This window comes from Streptomyces sp. NPDC005181, from assembly GCF_040608395.1.
GTDB lineage: Bacteria > Actinomycetota > Actinomycetes > Streptomycetales > Streptomycetaceae > Streptomyces.
In genome coordinates this window covers 12,925-33,844 of record NZ_JBEXID010000062.1, presented here as the reverse complement: position 1 = coordinate 33,844, position 20,920 = coordinate 12,925, and the positions used below count along the sequence as shown (strand labels likewise).

At 70.9% G+C, this 20,920-nt stretch carries 20 protein-coding genes and 1 pseudogene; 12 read left to right on the top strand and 9 right to left on the bottom strand.

Annotated elements, in window-relative coordinates; translation table 11 throughout:
* Positions 1-39 precede the first annotated feature (39 nt).
* A complete protein-coding gene (locus ABZV38_RS29265) occupies positions 40-1,434 on the top strand; it encodes a trehalose-6-phosphate synthase (RefSeq protein ID WP_356331443.1) in 1,395 nt (464 codons plus the stop codon).
* A gap of 56 nt (positions 1,435-1,490) precedes the next feature.
* On the opposite strand, the gene otsB is transcribed toward ABZV38_RS29265, so the two are convergent.
* From otsB to ABZV38_RS29250, 3 genes are all read right to left on the bottom strand, one after another.
* Entirely contained in the window at positions 1,491-2,345 is an 855-nt protein-coding gene (gene otsB, locus ABZV38_RS29260) for a trehalose-phosphatase (protein WP_356331442.1), read from the bottom strand.
* Positions 2,346-2,446: 101 nt separating this feature from the next.
* Positions 2,447-2,725, bottom strand: coding sequence for a DUF3263 domain-containing protein (locus ABZV38_RS29255; protein ID WP_356331441.1), 279 nt, complete (start codon positions 2,723-2,725; stop codon positions 2,447-2,449).
* 32 nt (positions 2,726-2,757) lie between these two features.
* Complete coding sequence (locus tag ABZV38_RS29250) at positions 2,758-3,975, bottom strand: extracellular solute-binding protein (RefSeq protein ID WP_356331454.1); 1,218 nt, start codon at positions 3,973-3,975, stop codon at positions 2,758-2,760.
* Positions 3,976-4,299: 324 nt separating this feature from the next.
* Here ABZV38_RS29250 and ABZV38_RS29245 point away from each other — a divergent pair, with 324 nt between their 5' ends.
* The 5 genes from ABZV38_RS29245 (at position 4,300) to ABZV38_RS29225 (ending at position 9,407) form a co-directional block, all read left to right on the top strand.
* Positions 4,300-5,208: a sugar isomerase gene (locus ABZV38_RS29245; protein WP_356331440.1), complete on the top strand. Its 909-nt coding sequence runs from the start codon at positions 4,300-4,302 to the stop codon at positions 5,206-5,208.
* 102 nt (positions 5,209-5,310) lie between these two features.
* Positions 5,311-6,243: an ROK family protein gene (locus ABZV38_RS29240; protein WP_356331439.1), complete on the top strand. Its 933-nt coding sequence runs from the start codon at positions 5,311-5,313 to the stop codon at positions 6,241-6,243.
* Positions 6,243-7,397, top strand: a complete 1,155-nt coding sequence (gene nagA, locus ABZV38_RS29235) for an N-acetylglucosamine-6-phosphate deacetylase (RefSeq protein WP_356331438.1) — start codon at positions 6,243-6,245, stop codon at positions 7,395-7,397. Before ABZV38_RS29240 ends, nagA begins: the two co-directional genes overlap by 1 nt.
* A 167-nt stretch (positions 7,398-7,564) precedes the next feature.
* Positions 7,565-8,494, top strand: a complete 930-nt coding sequence (locus tag ABZV38_RS29230) for a 1-phosphofructokinase family hexose kinase (protein ID WP_356331453.1) — start codon at positions 7,565-7,567, stop codon at positions 8,492-8,494.
* A gap of 55 nt (positions 8,495-8,549) precedes the next feature.
* A complete protein-coding gene (locus ABZV38_RS29225) occupies positions 8,550-9,407 on the top strand; it encodes a class II fructose-bisphosphate aldolase (RefSeq protein ID WP_356331437.1) in 858 nt (285 codons plus the stop codon).
* Between the two features lie 259 nt (positions 9,408-9,666).
* On the opposite strand, the gene ABZV38_RS29220 is transcribed toward ABZV38_RS29225, so the two are convergent.
* On the bottom strand, positions 9,667-10,641 hold the full coding sequence (locus ABZV38_RS29220) for a CBM35 domain-containing protein (protein WP_356331436.1): 975 nt from the start codon (positions 10,639-10,641) through the stop codon (positions 9,667-9,669).
* Between the two features lie 175 nt (positions 10,642-10,816).
* Positions 10,817-12,475 carry a diguanylate cyclase CdgB gene (cdgB, locus tag ABZV38_RS29215; protein WP_356331435.1) on the bottom strand — a complete coding sequence of 553 codons (1,659 nt, stop codon included), beginning with the start codon at positions 12,473-12,475 and terminating at the stop codon, positions 10,817-10,819.
* A gap of 383 nt (positions 12,476-12,858) precedes the next feature.
* Here cdgB and ABZV38_RS29210 point away from each other — a divergent pair, with 383 nt between their 5' ends.
* On the top strand, positions 12,859-13,365 hold the full coding sequence (locus tag ABZV38_RS29210; RefSeq protein ID WP_356331434.1) for a flavin reductase family protein: 507 nt from the start codon (positions 12,859-12,861) through the stop codon (positions 13,363-13,365).
* Positions 13,366-13,376: 11 nt separating this feature from the next.
* Here the strand turns inward: ABZV38_RS29210 and arfB are convergent, their stop codons facing one another.
* A complete protein-coding gene (gene arfB, locus ABZV38_RS29205) occupies positions 13,377-13,802 on the bottom strand; it encodes an alternative ribosome rescue aminoacyl-tRNA hydrolase ArfB (RefSeq protein WP_356331433.1) in 426 nt (141 codons plus the stop codon).
* A gap of 180 nt (positions 13,803-13,982) precedes the next feature.
* On the opposite strand from arfB, the gene ABZV38_RS29200 reads away from it, so the two are divergent.
* Positions 13,983-14,558, top strand: coding sequence for a TerD family protein (locus ABZV38_RS29200; protein ID WP_356331432.1), 576 nt, complete (start codon positions 13,983-13,985; stop codon positions 14,556-14,558).
* Positions 14,559-14,706: 148 nt separating this feature from the next.
* On the top strand, positions 14,707-15,234 hold the full coding sequence (locus tag ABZV38_RS29195; RefSeq protein ID WP_356331431.1) for a GNAT family N-acetyltransferase: 528 nt from the start codon (positions 14,707-14,709) through the stop codon (positions 15,232-15,234).
* Positions 15,235-15,257: 23 nt separating this feature from the next.
* On the opposite strand, the gene ABZV38_RS29190 is transcribed toward ABZV38_RS29195, so the two are convergent.
* Positions 15,258-16,640, bottom strand: a complete 1,383-nt coding sequence (locus tag ABZV38_RS29190; RefSeq protein ID WP_356331452.1) for a M1 family metallopeptidase — start codon at positions 16,638-16,640, stop codon at positions 15,258-15,260.
* 163 nt (positions 16,641-16,803) lie between these two features.
* Between ABZV38_RS29190 and ABZV38_RS29185 the strand changes: the two genes are divergently transcribed.
* Complete coding sequence (locus ABZV38_RS29185) at positions 16,804-17,301, top strand: hypothetical protein (RefSeq protein ID WP_356331430.1); 498 nt, start codon at positions 16,804-16,806, stop codon at positions 17,299-17,301.
* A 30-nt stretch (positions 17,302-17,331) separates the two neighbouring features.
* On the opposite strand, the gene ABZV38_RS29180 is transcribed toward ABZV38_RS29185, so the two are convergent.
* Positions 17,332-18,024 carry a pentapeptide repeat-containing protein gene (locus ABZV38_RS29180; RefSeq protein ID WP_356331429.1) on the bottom strand — a complete coding sequence of 231 codons (693 nt, stop codon included), beginning with the start codon at positions 18,022-18,024 and terminating at the stop codon, positions 17,332-17,334.
* Between the two features lie 109 nt (positions 18,025-18,133).
* Here ABZV38_RS29180 and ABZV38_RS29175 point away from each other — a divergent pair.
* Positions 18,134-19,332, top strand: a pseudogene (locus ABZV38_RS29175) (NAD(P)-binding protein).
* 46 nt (positions 19,333-19,378) lie between these two features.
* The gene (locus tag ABZV38_RS29170) at positions 19,379-20,380 is read left to right on the top strand and encodes a zinc-binding dehydrogenase (protein ID WP_356331428.1); all 1,002 of its coding nucleotides are present in this window, start codon (positions 19,379-19,381) and stop codon (positions 20,378-20,380) included.
* Positions 20,381-20,397: 17 nt separating this feature from the next.
* On the opposite strand, the gene ABZV38_RS29165 is transcribed toward ABZV38_RS29170, so the two are convergent.
* Positions 20,398-20,871, bottom strand: coding sequence for a GNAT family N-acetyltransferase (locus ABZV38_RS29165; RefSeq protein WP_356331427.1), 474 nt, complete (start codon positions 20,869-20,871; stop codon positions 20,398-20,400).
* Positions 20,872-20,920 lie beyond the last annotated feature (49 nt).

The following is a 20,920-nucleotide window of genomic DNA, read 5'->3' as shown; positions in this document are numbered from 1 at the left end:
CACGTTTGGGCGGTTCGCGATCGGGCTAGATTCCGCAACATGGTCTCCGAGCACGTGATCACGTCTGCTGCCCAGGTACTCGTCGCCTCCAACCGCGGCCCGGTCTCGTACGCACTGAGCGAGGACGGTTCGATCAGCGCCAAACGGGGCGGCGGCGGGCTCGTCTCCGGGCTGAGCGCCGTCGAGGACAAGCTGTGGGTCTGCGCGGCGCTCGGCGACGGGGACCGGGAGGCGGTCCGGCGCGGGATCGCCGAGCCGGGCGTACGGATGCTCGACATCGACGCCGATGTGCACGCCGACGCGTACAACGGCATCGCGAACTCGGTGCTCTGGTTCGTCCACCACATGCTGTACCAGACGCCGCTGGAGCCGGTCTTCGACGCGGAGTTCCGCCGGCAGTGGGCGTCGTTCGAGGCGTACAACCTGGCCTTCGCACAGGCGCTCGCCGAGGAGGCGGGCGAAGGCGCGGCGGTGCTGGTGCAGGACTACCACCTGGCCCTGGTCCCCGGCATGCTCCGCGGCCTCCGCCCCGACCTGCGGATCGGTCACTTCTCGCACACCCCGTGGGCCCCGGTCGACTACTTCCGCCTGCTGCCCGACGACATCGCGGAGCAGCTGCTCCGCGGCATGCTCGGCGCGGACCGGGCGGCGTTCCTGACCCGGCGATGGGCGGACGCGTTCACCGCGTGCTGCACGGAGGTCCTGGGCGGCACCGGCCGGACGAGGATCGGCGTGCACGGCCTCGGCGCGGACGCGGACTTCCTGCGCCGTCGCGCGCACCAGCCGGACGTGGACGAACGCATGGCGATCCTGCGGGAGCAGGTGGGCGGCACCGGCCGGAAGACGATCGTGCGGGTCGACCGTACGGAACTGTCCAAGAACATCGTGCGCGGTCTGCTGGCGTACCGGGAGCTGCTGAACACCCGCCCGCAGTGGCGCGAGCGGGTGGTGCATGTGGCGTTCGCGTACCCGTCGCGGCAGGACCTGGCGGTGTACCGGGAGTACACGGCCGAGGTGCAGCGGCTGGCTGACGACATCAACGAGGCGTACGGAACGCCCGATTGGACCCCGGTCCTGCTGCATGTGAACGACGACTTCGCGCGCTCGCTGGGGGCGTACCGGCTGGCGGACGTGGCGCTCGTCAACCCGATCCGCGACGGCATGAACCTGGTCGCGAAGGAGGTCCCGGTGGTCTCCGACCAGGGCTGCGCGCTGGTGCTGTCGCGGGAGGCGGGGGCGTACGAGGAGCTGGGCGCGGACGCGATCGTGGTGAACCCGTACGACGTGTCGGCGACGGCCGCCGCGCTGCACGAGGCGCTGACGATGCCGGACGGGGAGCGGGCGGAGCGGTCGAAGCGGCTGGCTGCGGCGGCGACTGCGTTGCCGCCGCAGCGATGGTTCCTGGAGCAGCTGGAGGAGCTGCGGCAGGAGTGACCGTCCGGGGCGATGGTTCGGGTCGATGGTTCGGGGCGATGGTTCGGGGCGGCCGTTCAGAGGCGCCGGGCGAGGTCCGCGAGGAAGTCGACCACGGCCCCCGGACCCGGCACCAACAGGTCGGCCCGCTCGGCCAGTTCCGGCACTTCGGCGCTTCCGCTGCACACCAGCAGACCCGGGATGCCGTCGGGGCCCTCGGTGCGGAGCTTCTCCACGGCGGCGTACGCGGCGAGGTCCCCCAGGTCGTCCCCGGCGTACAGGACGGACTCGGCGTCCGTCTCCCGCACGTACTCGGCGAGCGCCACGCCCTTGTCCATGCCGGGCGGGCGCAGTTCCAGGACGAGGCGCCCCGGTTCGACGATCAGCCCGTGCCGGGCCGCGAGCCGCCCGAGCGGGCCACGCAGCGCCTCGAATGCGGCCTGCGGGTCGGCGGCGCGGCGCGTGTGGACGGCGACCGCCTGTCCCTTCTCCTCGATCCATGTGCCGTGCCAGGAGTCGAACCGGTCCAGCACGCCCGGGAGTTCGGCTCGGACCGCCGCCACTCCGGGGTGCGGGGCGGGGGCGTGAACGGTGCTGGAGACGGCATCCCAGCGTTCCGCACCGTAGTGGCCGAGGACGACGAGGTGGTCGAGGCCCGGGACGCCCGCGAAGCCGCCGTACCGGACCGCGACGCCGGCCGGGCGGCCGGTGATCACGGCGACGGAGGCGACCTTCGGGGCGAGCGCGGCGATGGCCTCGACGGCGCCGGGGTGAGCGCGGGCCTGGTCCGGGTCCGGGACGATGTCGGCGAGGGTGCCGTCGAAATCGAGGGCGACCACGGCGCGGTCGGGCCGGGCCAGGAGGGCGGCGAGGCCTTCGCGGCCGGCCTGTGTGGTGGGGATGGGGAGGGGCTGCTCTGGGTTGCTTCCCATGGGGCGAGCCTATCGGGGGCGACGCAGGGCGGCTACGGCTGCGCCTGCGGCGGGCCTGCTCCCCTGCCCGCCCCTTCCCGGAGCCGGGGGCCAGCCCCCGGCTACCGCCTCCCGCGCCGGGCCTCCCGCACACGCCGCAGCCGGTTGATCGTCACCGGGTCCTCCTCCAGCGCCCGCCGGTCATCCAGCAACGCATTCAGCAGCTGGTAGTAGCGTGTCGGCGAGATCCCCAGCCCCTCACGGATCTCCCGCTCCTTCGCGCCCGGCCCGGGCCACGACCGCCGTTCCACGGCCAGTACCGCACGCTCCCGCTCGGAGAGCCCCGGCTGCGTCGTGTCCGGGCTCTCCGCACCGGGGGAGTCGTTCTCGGGGGCGGTCATATCAGCCAACATAATGCCCGCGCCGCATCCCGCTACTTCGCCGCTTCTGCTGCCGCCGCCCCTCGCGCGATCTCGGCCAGCACACCCGCCGGACTGCCGCCCGGCTCCACCGCCTTGCCGATGTTCTGCTTGATCAGTTCGCTCGTGCGCGCCCACGACGTCTTGCCGACGGGGTAGAAATCCGAGTTCGGCAGCGCCTCAAGGAACTTCCGCAGCGACTTGTGCTTGGCGTCCGTCTCCATCACCGCGGACGCGCTGTCGGTGACCGGCAGCAGGTCGTACTCGTCGGCGAAGGCCACCACGTTCTTGTCATCGAACATGTAGTCGAAGAATTTACCGATGGCTTGACGGTGGTTGTTCTGCTTGAAGCCCATGATCCAGTCGGCGACGCCCATCGACCCCTCGGTCGGGCCGCTGATGCCGGGCAGCGGCACCATGCCGACCTGCACGCCCTTCTGCTCGGCCTCCTGCATCAGCGTGGGGTGCCCGTTGAGCATTCCGACCTTGCCGCTCGTGAACGCCTCGAACGCCTTCGCCCGGTCCAGCTTTCCGGGAGCCACCGGTCCGACCAGCCCCTTGTCGACCAGGTTCGTCTTCAGCCAGTCGAACGCCTTGACGTTCTCGGCCGAGGCGATGTCGTACGAGCCGACGTCGTCCGTGTAGCCGCCACCTCCGCTGAGCAGCCACATCATCGTCTCGGCCTGGGACTCCTCCTGACCGAGCGGCAGCGCGAACGGGTAGGTGACGCCACGCTGCTTGAGCACCGCAGCGTCGTCACGGATGTCGTCCCAGGTCTTCGGGGCGTCCAGGCCCGCCTGGCTGAAGAACTTCTTGTTGTAGAAGAGCAGCCGGGTGCTGGCGACGAACGGCAGTCCGTACTGGGTCTGGTTGTACTCGCCCGCATCGGCCAGCCGCGGCAGGAAGTTCGCCTGGGTGCGGATGGCGAGCATGTCGTCGGCGCTGTAGAGCTTCCCGGCCTTGGCGTAGTCCGCGTAGGCACCGATCTGCGCGATGTCCGGGGCCTGACCCTTCTTCACCATCTCGGCGACCTTGCGGTCGACGTCCTTCCACGAATAGACGTTGACGTCGACCTTGATGCCGTCGTGGGACGCCTCGAAGTTCCTGGCGAGTTCGTCCCAGTACTTCTCGGAGCTGTTCGCCGCGCTGTTGCCGTAGTCGGCCGCGACAAGTTTGAGGGTGACGTCCCCCGCTCCGCTGCCGGTGCCGCAGCCCGACAACGTTGCCACCATGCCGAGTGCGGCTACCGCCGCGGTCAGTCCCAAGTAGTGCCGCTGCACAGCCAGTCCATCCTCATCGATTAGGTGAACACCCGACCGTCCGGATGAGCTGCGATTTTTACCCATGTCGCCGAGGAAGGTCTACACCAGAGAAGTATCGCTTCTGCAACATAACCGGACCTGTGTCCGGATGGTCCGGGTGTCATTGCACGGGAACGGGACCGACTGTTAAGTACATGTCGGCACACGGCACTTCATGGTCTGCACCTTTCCGTGCCCGCTGTTCTGCACCGACCCGTCGTTACCGTTCCCCCACGCACCGAGGAGCCGTCCAGCATGTCCCGTACCGCATCAGAGATTGCCACCCAGCCCAACTGCTGGCGGCGTGCCGCGGAGGCAGGGGCCGTGTTCGACGGACTGCCGCGGCCGGGTGAGCGCGTCGCCGTCACCGGGTGCGGCACCTCCTGGTTCATGGCGATCGCGTACGCGGCGCTGCGCGAGGCGGCCGGGCAGGGCGAGACCGATGCGTTCGCCTCCTCGGAGTTCCCCGCGGGACGTCCGTACGACCGGGTCGTGGCGATCACCCGCTCCGGTACGACGACCGAGGTGCTCGACCTCCTCGGTGAGCTGCGCGGCAAGGTGACCACCGTCGCGCTGACCGCCGACCCGAAGACGCCCGTGAGGGAAGCCGCCGACGTCGTGGCCGTACTGGACTGGGCGGACGAGGAGTCGGTCGTCCAGACCCGGTTCGCCACCACCGCGCTGGCCTTCCTGCGGGCCGGTCTGGAGGCCGCGGGCCCGCTTCCGGCGGGGGTGAAGACGGTCGCCGAGGCAGCGGTCGACGCGGAGCTCGCGGTGACGGAGCCGCTGGCGGAGGCGGTCGTCGCGGCCGAGCAGTGGACGTTCCTGGGACGCGGCTGGACCTACGGGCTGGCCCAGGAGGCCGGACTCAAGATGCGCGAGGCGGCGGGCGCCTGGACCGAGGCGTACCCGGCGATGGAGTACCGCCACGGACCGATCTCGATCACCGGACCGAACCGCGTCACGTGGGTGTTCGGCGCACTGCCCGAGGGGCTCGCGGGCGAGGTCGCGGGGGTCGGCGGCACCCTGGTCGCCCATGCCACGGCCGACCCGATGGCCGATCTGATCAGGGCCCAGCGGCTCGCGGTCAAGATCGCGGAATCGAAGGGATACGACCCGGACCACCCGCGCAATCTCTCGCGCAGCGTGATCCTGGCGCCCTGAGCCCTCGGCCGCGCCGACCGCCCGCTTCGTTTTGTATGGATGCGCAACAAACAGCGATAGTGGACTAGACCTATCGGGGTCCGGCGGGCGAAACTGTCTCCCGTGAAACACGTCATCGCCCTCGATGTGGGCGGCACCGGAATGAAGGCCGCCCTGGTCGGGGCCGACGGCACCCTGCTGCACGAGGCCCGGCGCGCGACCGGCAGGGAGCGCGGACCCGACGCCGTCGTGGAGTCGATCCTCGCCTTCGCCGCGGAGCTGCGCGCCCACGGCGAGGAACACTTCGGCGAGAGCGCCGCCGCGGCCGGTGTCGCCGTGCCCGGCATCGTCGACGCGGAGAACGGGATCGCGGTCTACGCCTCGAACCTCGGCTGGCGCGACGTACCGATGAGGGACAAGCTCGGCGAGCGGCTCGGTGGAGTGCCCGTCGCGCTCGGCCACGACGTCAGGACCGGCGGCCTCGCCGAGGGCCGGATCGGCGCGGGCAAGGGCGCCGACCGCTTCCTCTTCGTACCGCTGGGCACCGGGATCGCCGGGGCCATCGGCATCGCGGGCACCATCGAGGCGGGCGCGCACGGATACGCGGGCGAGATCGGGCACATCGTCGTCCGGCCGGACGGGCCGGACTGCGGCTGCGGACAGCGCGGCTGTCTGGAGACCCTGGCCTCCGCCTCCGCGGTCAGCCGCGCCTGGGCCACCGCGTCGGGCGACCTCGAGGCCGATGCGGCGGACTGCGCGAAGGCCGTCGCGTCGGGCGATCCCGCGGCCGTACGGGTCTGGCGGAACGCGGTCGACGCACTCGCCGCCGGGCTGGTCACCGCGCTCACCCTGCTGGACCCTCGAACGCTCATCATCGGTGGCGGACTCGCAGAGGCAGGGGAAACCTTGTTCGTACCACTCCGTGCGGCCGTCGAGGAACGCGTCACGTTCCAGAAGCTGCCCCACATCGTCCCGGCGGCCCTCGGGGACACCGCCGGATGCCTGGGTGCAGGGCTGCTCGCCTGGGATCTTCTCTCCACGGAGGTATCCGCCTGATGGCCGGACGCGCAGACAGCACGGTTCTCGCAGGGGCCAAGGTGGTTCTTCCCACCGGGACCGTCGAGAACGGACGGGTGATCGTCGAGGGCACCCGGATCGCCGGCAGTGCACACGAGGGCGCCCGGACCGTCGATCTGACCGGCCACTGGGTCGTGCCCGGCTTCGTCGACATGCACAACCACGGCGGCGGCGGCGCATCCTTCACCTCCGGCACCGTGGACGAGGTCCTCACCGGCGTCCGCACCCACCGCGAGCACGGCACCACCACCCTGGTCGCCTCCACCGTCACCGGCGAGATGGACTTCCTCGCCCAGCGGGCCGGCATCCTCTCCGAGCTCGTCGAACAGGGCGATCTGGCCGGGATCCACTTCGAGGGCCCGTTCATCTCACCGTGCCGCAAGGGCGCACACAGCGAGAAGCTGCTGCGCCACCCGGACCCGGCCGAGGTCCGCAAGCTGGTGGACGCGGCGCGCGGCACCGCGAAGATGTTCACGCTCGCCACCGAACTGCCGGGCGGCATCGAATCGGTGCGGCTGCTCGCCGAGCACGGGGTGATCGCCGCGATCGGACACACCGACGCGACGTACGAGCAGACCGTCGAGGCGATCGACGCGGGCGCCACCGTCGCCACCCACCTGTTCAACGCGATGCCGCCGCTCGCCCACCGTGAGCCCGGCCCGATCGCCGCGCTCCTGGAGGACGAGCGGATCACCGTCGAGCTGATCAACGACGGCACACATCTGCACCCGGCTGCCCTGGAGCTGGCCTACCACCACGCGGGCGCCGCCCGCGTCGCGCTGATCACGGACGCGATGGACGCGGCCGGCTTCGGCGACGGTCAGTACCAGCTGGGCCCGCTCGCCGTCGAGGTCAAGGACGGCGTCGCCCGGCTCGTCGAGGGCGGCTCGATCGCGGGCTCCACGCTCACCCTGGACACCGCGTTCCGCCGTGCCGTCACTCTCGACAGGATCCCGGTCGACGACGTCGTGCAGTCCCTCTCCGCCAACCCGGCGCGCCTGCTCGGCGTGTACGACAGGGTCGGCTCGCTGGAGCCGGGCAAGGACGCCGACCTGGTGGTCCTGGACGCGGACTTCGCGCTCAAGGGCGTCATGCGCAAGGGCGATTGGCTCATTGAGCCCCATCTTGCGTAATTCTGCCCATTATTGACGGCGGGTCGTATACGTAACGAAGAGAAGGCGGTTGGTCCCGAGGTCTGGGCCGACCGCCGTCTCTTTGGCATGATCGCTTCGTAAACAGCAGGGAAAGCGCGTTCTGGCAAGGGATCCGCGTTCCGGCACGGATCGAAGGAGTGACCGAGGTGATCCTCACGGTCACGCTGAACACGGCACTCGACCTGACCTACGGCGTACCGGCATTGGTGCCGCACACCAGCCACCGCGTCGGCGACATCTCGGAACGCCCCGGCGGCAAGGGCCTCAACGTGGCCCGGGTGCTCTCCACGCTCGGCCACGAGACCGTGGTCACCGGCTTCGCCGGAGGCGCCACCGGAGCAGTGCTCCGCGACCTGCTGGCCGGCCTCCCGCCGCGCGACGCACTCGTCGCCGTCGCCGGGAACACCCGCCGCACCATCGCCGTCGTCGACGCGTCCACCGGCGACACCACCCAGCTCAACGAACCGGGCCCGCTCGTCACCACCGGCGAATGGGCCGCCTTCCTCACCACGTACCGAAAGCTCCTCGGCGAAGCGGACGCGGTCGCCCTCTGCGGCAGCCTGCCGCCCGGCATCCACGTCGGCGCGTACGCCGAACTGGTCCGCCTGGCCCGCACCGCCGACGTCCCCGTCCTTCTCGACACCAGCGGCGAACCGCTGCGCCGGGGCATTGCCGCCCGCCCCGACCTGATCAAGCCGAACGCCGACGAGCTCGCCCGGCTCACCGGCTCCCGCGAACCGCTGCGCGCCACCCGCGACGCCCGCCGCCGCGGTGCGCACGGCGTCATAGCCTCGCTCGGCGCGGACGGCATGCTCGCCGTCACACGCGACGGCACCTGGCGGGCCGCGCCGCCCGCCCGGGTCGCGGGCAACCCGACCGGGGCGGGCGACTCCGCGGTGGCCGGACTGCTGTCCGGGCTCGTCGAGGGCCTGAGCTGGCCGGACCGGCTGCGCAGGGCGGTGGCACTGTCAACGGCGACGGTGCTGGCCCCGGCGGCCGGGGAGTTCGACCGGGCAGCGTACGACGAGCTGCTGTCGCGCGTCGGTGTCGAGGAGTACGCACCGACGACGGCCTGAGCCGCACAGCACGCTCCAGCACCATCCCGCACCATCAGAAGTTTCAGGGGTCAGCATGCCGCTCATCAGCACCGGTGAACTCGTCTCGGCCGCCCAGGCCGACCGCCGCGGGATCGCCGCCTTCAACGTCATCACGCTGGAGCACGCGGAGGCCATCGCCGCGGGCGCGGAGCGCGCCGGGGCGCCCGCCATCCTGCAGATCTCCGAGAACGCCGTGAAGTTCCACGGCGGCCGGCTCTCCGCGATCGCCGCCGCGTCGGCCGCCGTCGCCCGCGCCTCCAGCGCACAGCTCGCCCTCCACCTCGACCACGTCGAGTCGGTCGACCTGCTGTACCAGGCGCACGCGGAGGGCTTCGGCTCGGTCATGTTCGACGCCTCGAAGCTTCCGTACGAGGAGAACGTGCGGGCCACAGCCGACGCGGTGGCCTGGGGCCACGAGCGCGGGATCTGGATCGAGGCGGAGCTCGGCAAGGTAGGCGGCAAGGAGGGCGAGGCCCCACTCGACGCCCACGCCCCCGGCGTCCGCACGGACCCGGCCGAGGCCGCCGCCTATGTCGCGGCGACCGGCGTGGACGCGCTGGCCGTCGCGGTCGGCTCCTCGCACGCGATGACCGAACGCACCGCCGCCCTGGACCACGCCCTGATCGGGCAGCTGCGCGACGCGGTCACGGTCCCGCTGGTGCTGCACGGCTCCAGTGGCGTCCCGGACGACGAGATCCGCCAGGCGGTCGCCTCCGGCATGCGCAAGATCAATGTGGGCACGGCCCTGAACACGGCATTCACGGGCGCGGTGCGCGCCTACCTGGCCGAGAACCCGACGGGCGTCGACCCGCGCAAGTACCTCGTCCCGGGCCGCGAGGCGATGGCCGCGACGGTGGCAGGATTCCTGGCGCTGATGGATCCGACAGTATGACTCAAACGTATGTTTGATTTCGGTCGATCAAGAAATAAGTTCACTTCTCCGACACCTCGGAGAAGGAGAACAGCGAGAAGGAACATGACGGCAGGGGCGATCCTGTCCGCCGCCCCGCTGACCGCAGCAGCCGCAAATCCCGCCCGGGCCGCAAGCTCCGTCGGTCCGTCGTACCGGGGATGCAGCACGACCGGATCGGTCCGCAGAACAGCCTGTTCACTCGTTGGCGGCGCTCCGCGCGCCGCCAACGAGCAGTTGATCACTTGTTCAGGTGACCCGACTTCAGCGACAGCTGATCGAGATACGCTTCACACGAATCTCCCTGCTCACAGGAGAGCTTGATGGTGTTCGAGCCCTCCTTGAGATCGATCCAGCCGAACGTGGTCGTCCAGCCCTTCTCCCAGTCGCCCTCCGCTGCAAGCGCGAAGTTCTTCATGTTGATCGATTGAGGCTTGGCACCATTGACCGACAGAGACGTCTTACCGTCCTTGCCGGGCACCGCGTACGTCACGTAGAGCGTGTATTCGCCGCTCTTCGGCACATCAACAGTCCATTCGGCGGACCGGCCCACTCCATTGAGATCGACGTACGAGCCGCCCGCCCCCTTTGCGCCCTTGACCGTATTTGCCAGAGCGGCGGAACCGCCCAGCTTCAGCGTCGCCGCGTCCTGCTTCGGCAGCTCCACCGGAGCCTCGGAGGACGACCCGGTGTCCTTCGGCTTCGGGGACTCGTCGACCTGACCGGCGGCACCGGCCGAGGTGGCGGCCTCGTTCTTCTTGTCGTCGTTGCCGTCGCCGGTCATCAGCGCGGCGCCGATACCGATGAGCACGACCGCGACGACCGCGATCGCGCCGATCAGCAGGCCCTTGTTGTTCGGACCGCCCTTGCCGGGACCACCGGTCCGGCCGCGGCCGCCCTGCGAGGCGACCGGCGCGGTGGGCGCGCCACCGGGGTAGGTCTCGGGGGCGGCGTACTGCGCGTTCGGCCCGCCGTAGGGTGCCTGCGGCTGGCCGTACGGCTGCTGCGGCGGCACCTGCTGCCCGTACTGGCGCTCGCCGACGGTCCGGACCTGGTTGTACGAGGTTCTCGGCACGCCGGGCTGCGAGACCGGACCCGGGTAGCCGTATCCGCCCTGCCGCGGCGACTGGGCGCCGGCCGCCTGTCCGTCCTCGTACAGGTAGCCGAACGGATCGTCGTCCTCGGGTGTGTGTGCGCCGTTGTTCCCGGCCGTCATCCCTGGGTCACTCCTCACCATGTCGCCAGCCGTCGCCTGAAAATCGCCAGCCGTGGCCGACCGGCCGAGCCTACCCCGAACGGAGCACACCGAGAATTGCTGTTGGCCTCCGGGGCCCCTCCCACACCGTGGCAGGGGTACGGCAACGGATACCGGAACGGACCTGTCGTGAACGTCAGCCGGCCCTGCGGTGAACCTTCGACCGGGACCGCTTTTCCACGTACATCCGCTGGTCGGCGGAGCGCAGCACCTCTTCGGCGGTCATGCCGCAGCCGGCCCAGCCGATCCCGAAACTCGCCCCGACCCGCACCGCGCGACCATCCACCCGAATGGGCGGAATGATGGCGTTACGGAGGCGTACGGCCAGATCCGCGGCGTCTGCGGCGCCGAGCCCGTCCGCGAGGACGACGAATTCGTCACCCCCGAGCCGTGCGACGGTGTCGCCGTCGCGTACACAGGTGGTGAGCCGGCGGGCGACCTCGATCAGGACGGCGTCGCCGGTGTGGTGCCCGAAGCGGTCGTTGATCGACTTGAAGCCGTCGAGGTCGCAGAAGAGGACCGCAAGCCCCTTCGCCCCGTCGTCGCTCTCGTCGTCGGGTGCCACGGCGTGCACATGGTGGTCGTACAGGCCGCCGGCCCCCGCGTCGGCCTCGAAGCCGTCGGCACGGAAGCCGTGCACGCGGCTCTCCGCGTCCTCGACGTCGCCGTAGGCCGCGTCCAGCGCCTCCACGGCGGTGGTGGTCGCCGCATACGGACGCTCGCAGAGCCGGGCGCTGAGCCGCGCGCGCAGCTCGGCACTGTTGGGCAGCCCGGTCAGCGCGTCGTGCGAGGCGCGGTGCGCCAGATGCAGCTCGTGGCGCTTGCGCTCCTCTATGTCCTCTACATGGGTCAGAAGGAAGCGCGGACCGTCGGCGGTGTCCGCGACGACGGAGTTGCGCAGCGAGACCCAGAGGTACGAGCCGTCCCGGCGCCCGAGCCGCAGCTCGGCGCGGCCGCCCTCGGCGGACGTCCGCAGCAGCGTGCCGACGTCCTCGGGGTGGACCAGGTCGGCGAAGGAGTAGCGGCGCAGTACGGAGGCGGGGCGGCCGAGCAGCCGGCACAGGGCGTCGTTGGTGCGCAACAGCCTGCCGTGCTGATCACCGCCCATCTCGGCGATGGCCATGCCGCTGGGGGCGTACTCGAAGGCCTGGCGGAACGACTCCTCGCTGGCCCGCAGCGCCTGCTGCTCGCGTTCGAGCCGGACCAGGGCGCGCTGCATGTTTGCTCGGAGCCGGGCGTTACTGATCGCAATGGCCGCTTGCGATGCATACATCTGGAGGGCCTCGCGGCCCCAGGCGCCGGGACGGCGGCCGTTGCGCGGGCGGTCGACGGAGATGACGCCGAGGAGGTCGCACCCACCCCCGGACGCGTACATCGGGGCGTAGAGCCGGTCCTGTGGGTGCCACTCGTCCTCGAAGCGGGGCTCGGGGCCCTCGGTGTGCCACTGCGGTACGTCGTCGTCGAGGAGGATCCAGCCGTCGGTGTGCGGTATGAAGCGGAGCTCGTCCCAGCACTCCCCCATGGCCAGCCGGCGATCCCACGAGGCACGGGAGCCGGCGCGACCGGTGATCAGGGATTCGGCGGCGGAGTTGCCCGCGAAGGCGGCGACGACGAGATCACCGTCGGGACGGACGAGGTTGACGCAAGCCAGCTCGTATCCGAGACCGGCGACGATTCCGTCGGCCACGGTCTGCAGTGTGTCGGCCAGGCTCCGCGCCGTATTGAGATCGGCGACGGCCTGATGCAGCTGCCGCATCGTCGCTAGACGGACGTACGGCTCCGACTCGGCCTCCATTGCTCGCACTCCCCGAGACCTCGACAGCACTCCAGGTTTCATATCGACGTACTTGTTCGCAGTGTCACCGCCACTGAATCACAGTGAGCTGTCCACCCGGTACACAGGGTCAACAAATATTGCGCTCTGTGACTCAAGTCACAACAGATGATGAAGGGTTCCGAGCGCACACCGAAGCGACCCGTCCGTTTCTTGAACGCAAATCTGTACGTTGCAGTATGTTGCACCGTGCCGTCCCGGCACGCCCCCATGGGCCCGGAGTCCTAGGACCCCTCTGGTCCCCTGGCCCGATGCGGCGGTCGCAACCCGCGGCTAGCGTGCCCGTTGTGTTGCAGACGAAGCCCCCCGCCCCGCGATCCGAGCCCATCCCCCATGCTGAGGGGGTGAGCAACGACGAGTTCCGCGGCGCCCTCACCCGGCTGGCCGCCGGCGTGGTCCTGATCACCGCTCAGGAACCGCCGCTCGACGAGAACGGGCGCGGCGAGGACGTCGGCATGACGGCGACCGCCTTCATGTCCGTGTCGCTGGACCCGCCGCTCGTCCTGGTGAGCCTGCGAAACGGCTCCCGGATGGACGACCTGCTCGACGAACAGCCGCTGTGGGCGGTCTCCGTGCTCGCGGAGAGCCAGCGGCACATCGCGGGACGGTTCGCGATGAAGGGCCGGATCAGCGACCGGCTGCTGTTCGAGGACATCCCCTATGTACGGGGAGAGGTGTCGAGCGCACCGCTGATCGGCGGGGCCCTCGCCACCCTGGAGTGCCGCACGGAACAGCGAGTGCTCGCGGGCGACCACACGCTGGTGATCGGGCGGGTGCTGAGCGCGGCACTGCCGAGCGCGGACGGCGGGCCGCTGACGTACTTCCAGGGGCGCTACCGGCAGCTCGGCTGACGGGGACCCGCCTACCAGTCGCGGCCGGAGCGGCCGCGCTTCGTATCGCCGCGCTGCTTCTTCTCGCGCAGCCGGCGCTCATTGATCCCGCGCGGGATCCTGGACTTGCGGCGCGGCTTCGGGGGCGGCGCGGTGGCTTCGGCCAGCAGGGCGGCGAGGCGGACGAGTGCGGTCTCTCGGTTGCGCCACTGGGAGCGGTGCTCCGACGCCCGTACGCTGACGACGCCACCCACCAGCCTGCTCGCCAGACGCTGGAGCGCCCGCTCCTTCCACACCTCGGGGAGCGCGTCGGTCGCCGCGAGGTCGAAGCGGAGCTCCACCTGGGAGTCGCTGGTGTTGACATGCTGCCCGCCGGGCCCGGAGGACCGCGAGAAACGCCACATGAGTTCGGCCTCCGGCAGGGAGACCGAACCGCGGATGACATAGGGCCCGGACATGACACCCATGTTCCCTGGCCCGGAGCCCGTTCGTCACCTCCTTTTGCCACCCCCGGTCGTCAGTTCGGTAAAGAAAGTAAAGGGAGCAGGAACCTCTCGGTCCTCTGCCTGCGTTATGACGGGTGACGGTAGCTTCGTGAAAAGCACGAAGCCCGCACACGACGATGAAAGGGACTTCCCATGGCAGTAAGCCTGTCCAAGGGCGGCAACGTCTCGCTCACCAAGGAGGCCCCGGGCCTTACCGCTGTCACGGTCGGCCTCGGCTGGGACGTCCGCACCACCACTGGCACTGACTTCGACCTCGATGCCTCGGCGATCGCGGTGAACCCGGGAGGAAAGGTCGTCTCCGACGGCCACTTCGTCTTCTTCAACAACAAGTCGACCCCGGACCAGACCATCGTCCACACCGGTGACAACGTCACGGGCCAGGGCGAGGGCGACGACGAGCAGATCAACGTCAACCTGGCGGGCCTGCCGGCCGACGTCGACAAGATCGTCTTCCCGGTCTCGATCTACGACGCCGAGACCCGCAGCCAGAATTTCGGCCAGGTCCGCAACGCGTTCATCCGCATCATCAACCAGGCCGGCGGCACCGAGCTCGCCCGCTACGACCTGAGCGAGGACGCCGCCACCGAGACCGCGATGGTCTTCGGCGAGCTGTACCGCAGCGGCGCGGAGTGGAAGTTCCGAGCGGTGGGCCAGGGCTACGCCTCGGGCCTGCGCGGCATCGCCCAGGACTTCGGCGTCAACCTCTGACGCGACACGCACGCGGCAGCAGGGTTCGGGGCCTGACCTGAACCGAGCGGGCGCCCCCGGCCGATTCGCCTTCGGCCGGGGGCGCCCGTGCGTCCGCGCCACGACCGGAACACGCCGAGAGCCCACAGAGACACAAAGGGTGTGCGACATGATCAGCGAACCGCTGCTGCCGGCGGCCGGTGCCCTTCCTGGCCCGCTGCTCGCCGAACTCACCGCGCTCTACGCCTCCAACCTGGCGTTCCAGCAGCTCAGCGGCGACTTCCCCGACCCCGGCAACATCCGGCCCGAGCAGGTCGCCGCCTCGCTCGCCGACGAGCTGGCGAACCCGGACACCGAGGTGCTGCTCGCCCGGTCTCAGGGGCAGTTGGTCGGCGTGGCCATCACCCTCGCGCACCACCCGGACCCGGCCGACCCCGACCCGTGGATCGGGTTGCTCATGGTCGACGCCCGGCAGCACCGCTCCGGGTACGGGCGACAGCTGGCCGGTCTCGTCGAGGACCGGTTCCGGGCAGCCGGGCGGGACGGCATCCGGCTGGCCGTCCTGGAGAACAACCCCAAGGCGCTCGCCTTCTGGACCGCGCTCGGCTACGCCGTCATCGACCACCGCCGCGACCGCTCGCTGGGCCGCCCCTGCTCGGTGCTGCACAAGGCGCTGAAGGCCGCCGACGTGAAGTAGTTCCCGGCGGGTTCCCGGGCCGGTCAGCTCTTTTCCGGGGCGGGCCGGCCGTGTCCGTACAGCCAGGTGTTCCACAGACGCGTCAGATTCTGCCCCGTCGTCTTTTCCACGTACGCGGTGAAGTCGGCCGTCGACGCCGTGCCGTACCGATGGGCCTTCGTCCAGCCCTCGACGAGCGCGAAGAACCGCCGGTCGTCGTCGACCGCCTGCCGGATCTTGTGGATCACCATTGCCCCGCGCCCGTACACCGGAGCCTGGGAGATGTCCGCCGCCGTCGGCGGATCCGCGGGCGGGAACGCCCAGTTGTCATCGCTCGCGAAGGCGGCGTCAAAATTACGCTGGACGGGAACGCCCTCCTTGTCCGCCTCCCACAGCCACTCCGCGTACGTCGCGAAGCCCTCGTTGAGCCACATGTCGCGCCAGCTCGCGGGCGTGACGGAGTCCCCGAACCACTGGTGGGACATCTCGTGGACGAGGAGTCCGACGGTCGGCGGCCCAGGGAAGTACGGCCGGTTCTGGGTCTCCACCGCATACCCGGAGTCATGCGGGCGGTCGACGATCGCGCCGGTCGCCGAGAACGGGTACGGGCCGAAGCGCTCGGCCTCCCACCGCACGATCTCGGGGATCCGGGCGAGGGTCCTGGCGCTCGCCGCGGCCGCAGCCGGGTCCACGGCCGTGAACACCTTGATGCCGTCGGGGGTCGTCGACGCCTTCGTGTCGAAGCGGCCGATGGCGAGCGTCGCGAGATAGCTGGCCATGGGTTCGGCGGTGTGCCAGTGGTACGTGGCGGTGGCGCCGGAGACCTTCCGGGACATCAGCTCGCCGTTGGAGACGGCCGTCAGGCCCCGGGGGACGGTGACCGTGAGGTCGTAGGACGCCTTGTCGCTCGGGTGGTTGTTGCCGGGGAACCAGGCCATCGAACCGACCGGCTCACCGAGCGCGACCGATCCGTCCGCCGTCCTCAGCCAGCCCTCCTTCGACCCGTCCGGATCGGTGAGGGTCAGCGGGGAACCGGAGTAGTGGACGACCGTACGGAAGGTCCTGCCCTTGTTCAGATGGCTCTCCACCTCGGCGTCGGGGCGCAGCGTCAGCTCGCGGCCCGCCCGGTTGACGGCGGCCGGACGCCCCTCGACCTGCGCGGACCCGACGGTCAGCCCGGCCAGATCGAGGTTGAAGGCGCTGAGGTCCTGGGTGGCGCGCGCGGTGATCACGGCGGTGGAGCGGATCCGCTGGGAGGCCGGGTCGACGTCCATGGTGAGGTCGTAGTGCGTGACGTCGTACCCGCCGTTGCCGGCCTTCGGGAAGTACGGGTCGCGCAGACCGGCGGAGCCGGGAGTGCCCTCCACGCCACCGGTGCAGCCGGCGGTGAGGGAGACGACGGCGGCGGCTGCGAGGGCCAGAGGCAGGGCGGTGGGACGCACACAGTGATCCTATGTGCGAAATGTCGGTTCCGACCCGGCCGGGCCCGCGGCGCCCACGCCGGCCGCGCGGGACGCCTGACCCGGGCAGAGAAGCAGCCGCCGCCTCGCCCCGCGCCGACGCGTCCCCGGGCATGACACCATCGATCTCGTGCTCGACATCGGCTACTCCCTCTCCCGACGCTTCCCCGATCCCCCGCAGACCGACTACCGCCGCGCGGACGTCCACGCTCTGCGGCACGATCTGTTCTCCGGGGACGTCTACCTCGCGGACACCAAGGCGGACCGCGAAGTATCCACAGCCTGGGGATGGGTTCCCGTGCTCGACTTCGCGTGGGCGCTCTGCGACATCGTCGAGCAGATCGACCAGGACCCCCGCGGCAGCCGCTCGCACCGGCGGCAGATCGCCGAGCTGGACTTCACCGAATCGTCCGACCGGATGCTCTTCGAGCGCCGCTTCGGCTGGGTCGACGTCGAGGCCGACTGGATGCCCGGCGACGAACCCCCGCTCACCTTCGGCCACTCCCTCCTGCGCCGCGAGGCCCGCGACTTCCTGCACGACCTGATCGCGGACCTGGCCGACATGCACGAGGGCCTCGCCGACAATCCCGTGATCTGGGACCTCCAGGCCCGCTTCCCCCGCGTCTGACCGACCCCGGCGCGGACCGGAGCCATCCCCCTACGCCTCCACCCGCACCCCGATCTGTGCCGCGAACGCCGGCGCCAGCTCCATCAGCTGCAGCGGGCTGATCACCGCCCCCGCCAGCCGCTCCACCCCCCGCGCGATGTCCAGCTCGGCAACCGTCCGCAGATCCACCGCGTCCATCCGCGCGGAGCTGAAGTCGGCCCGCTTCAGCACACAGTCCCGGAACTCCACCCGCACCAGCTGCGCATCCCCGAAGTCCGGCTCGGACAGCACGCAGCCCTCGAAGACCACGTCCGTCAGCCGCGCCTTCCGCAGATTCAGGTAGTCGATCTTCCCGCCGCGCACATGCACCCGCTCCAGCACCGCACCGTGCAGCTGCACCCCGCCCAGCCGCGCGTCCACCACCTCCACATCGCGCAGTGACGCCCCCGCGAGATCGGTGCCCACACCTCGCACCCCCGTCAGCACCGAGTCGATGAAGCGGGCCCTGACCAGCTCCGTACGGTCGAGAGCGCACCCCTCCAGCGCGCAGTCCATGAACCGCGCGCCCGGCCCCGACTCGTCCGCGAGATCCACCCCCTCGAACCGCATGCCGTCGTAGTCGCCGTCCGGCTCCAGCCCCTCCCCGTCGAAGGGAACGAGCGGCGGCAGCCGCACCTCCGGCCGCCGCGCCGCCGCGACGGCGCCTTTTCCGCCCGCGCCCTCACTCCTGCTGTTACGTGCCATGACCCCATCGTGACCCACGCCACTGACAACGCCCCGCGCCGATGTCACACATCGGCGCCGCCCACCGTCCCCTCTGTGACGCCTTCTTCGACCGAGGAGACCGGAACACATGCAGCGCATCCACATCATCGGCGGCGGCCTCGCCGGGTTCACCGCAGCGATCACGGCCGCCGAGTCCGGCGCCCTGGTGACCGTCCACGAGGCCCACCACACTCTCGGCGGCCGCGCCAGGACCGCCGAAGGCCCGTACCGCACCAATGACGGACCCCACGCCCTCTACCGCCGCGGACCGCACTGGACCTGGCTCGCGCAGCGTGACCTCCTCGGCCCGACCGCCACCGTGCCGCTGCGCCAGGCCGGCAGACTCCGCTTCCGGCTGGGCGGCGCGCTGCGCAGAACCCCGCCCCTCGCCCTCCTCCGGCTGACCCGCCGCCGGGCCGAACACGCCCCCGTCGACACCGACTTCCGCACCTGGGCCACTACCCAGGTCGGCGAGGAGGGAGCCCGCACAGCCGCGCACTTCGCCGCCGTCGCGCTCTACCACCACGACCCCGGCGCGCTCTCCGCCGCGTTCGTCCAGGAGCGGCTGCGCCGCGCAGCCGCACTGCCGCCCGAGGCCCGCTACCCGGTCGGCGGCTGGGCGCAGGTCATCGACCGGATGGCCGCGCGCGCCTGGAACCTGAGCGTCCGGATAGAGACGGCGACCCGGATCGACCCGAGCACCCTCGACTGCCTGCCCGCAGCGGCCCGGTCGTCGTCGCCACTTCCCTCGACGCCGCCCGCGGCCTGCTCCGCGACCCCACCCTGACGTGGGACAGCGGCAGGACCGCCCTGATCGACCTGGCCCTGCGCACCCGGCGCAGCGACGCGTTCGCCGTCTCCGACCTGGACGCCCCCGGCTGGATGGAACGCTTCAGCGCCCAGGACCGCACCCTCGCCCCGGCGGGCCGACAGCTCGTCCAGGGGCAGCTTCCCGTCGCCCCCGGCGAGTCGAAGGCGACCGGCATCGCCCGTGCCGAAGACCTCCTCGACCTCGGCTTTCCCGGCTGGCGCGACCGCGTCGAGTGGCGGCGCGAGGCCCTCGCCACCGGCCGTACGGGCGCGGTCGACCGCCCCGGCACCACCTGGCGGGACCGGCCGGCCATCGACCGCGGCAACGGCATCTACCTGGCGGGCGACCAGGTCGCGGCGCCCGGACTGCTCAGCGAGGTGTCGTTCAACAGCGGAATGGAGGCCGCCGTGCTCGCACTCGGAGCGGGCGAAAGGCCGCGGCCGACCCGTCGGGCGCTTGACCTCAAGCGGAGTTGAGGTCGGAGGGTGAACCCCGACAGCCAGTCGACCCGGGGAGCCCGCCATGCACGCCGTCCGCCTCCACACCTTCGGCCCCGCCGAGAACCTCACGTACGAAACGGCCGACGACCCCGTACCCGGCCCCGGCCAGGTCCGTATCGCCGTCGCCGCGGCGGGCGTGCACCTCCTGGACACCGCCCTGCGCGAGGGCATGGCCGGCCCTTTGCCGGCCCCCGCCGAGCTGCCCACCGTCCCCGGCCGGGAAGTCGCCGGAACGGTCGACGCGCTCGGCGAGTCCACCGACCCCACCCTGCTCGGCAAGCGCGTCGTCGCCCATCTCGGCACGGCCCCCGGGGGTTACGCCGAACTCGCCGTCACCGACGCCGACAGGCTCCACGAGATCCCGCCCGGCCTCGACGAAGCCGAAGCCGTCGCCATGATCGGCACCGGTCGCACCACGCTCGGCATCCTGCAGTTCACCGAGCTCGGCCCCGACTCCATCGCCCTGGTCCCGGCCGCCGCGGGCGGCATCGGAACCCTGCTCGTGCAGTACGCCAAGAACGCCGGGGCCACCGTCATAGGCCTGGCCGGCGGCCCCGCCAAGGCCGCCGCGGTCAGGGCCAACGGCGCCGACCTCGCCGTCGACTACACCCTCCCCGACTGGCCCCGGCGGGTCCGCACCCACCTGGACGGCCTCGGCCGCCGCGCCACCGTCGTCTACGACTCCGTGGGCGGCATCACCGGCCGCGCGGCCGTCGACCTCCTGGGCAAGGGCGGGCAGCACATCGTCTTCGGCTGGTCCGGCGAAGGACTCCGCAACGGGTCCCCGCTCACCTTCACCGAGGCGGAACTCGCCGAACGCGGCATCACGTCCCAGGGCGTCCTCGGCCCGGCGATGCTGCAGAAGGCAGGCGGCCTGCGCGTCCTCGAAGAACGCGCGCTCGCCGAAGCCGCCGCCGGTCGCCTGCGCCCCGCCGTCCAGCGCTTCCCCCTCGCCGAAGCGGCCGCCGCCCACCGCGCCCTGGAGACGCGCGGCACGATGGGCAAGGTCGTCCTCGTGCCGTAGGAGGTGTCCGGCAGAGGTCAGCCGCCGAGCTTCGCCAGCGCCCCATCCGTCAGCCGGTACACCGTCCACTCGTCCTGCGGCCGCGCGCCCAGCGACTCGTAGAAGGCGATGGACGGGGCGTTCCAGTTCAGCACCGACCACTCCAGACGCTCGTAGCCCCGCTCCACACAGATCCGCGCCAGCTCCGTCAGCAGCGCCTTCCCGTGCCCCCCACCGCGCCGGTCCGGACGTACATACAGGTCCTCCAGGTAGATGCCGTGCACGCCGCGCCACGTCGAGAAGTTCAGGAACCACAGCGCGAAGCCGACGATCTCGCCGTCCTCGTCGGACTCCGCAATGTGCGCATACGCGGCGGGCCGCTCACCGAACAGTGCCTCGCACAGCTGTCCCTCGGTGGCGTTCGCCTCATGAAGCGCCTTCTCGTAGTCGGCCAGATCGCGGATCATCGCGTGAATGACAGGGACATCAGCAGCGGTAGCGGTACGAATCATGAGGGCAGCGTAAACACGCGTCCGTCCTGTGCCGCTGCTCACCCCTGTC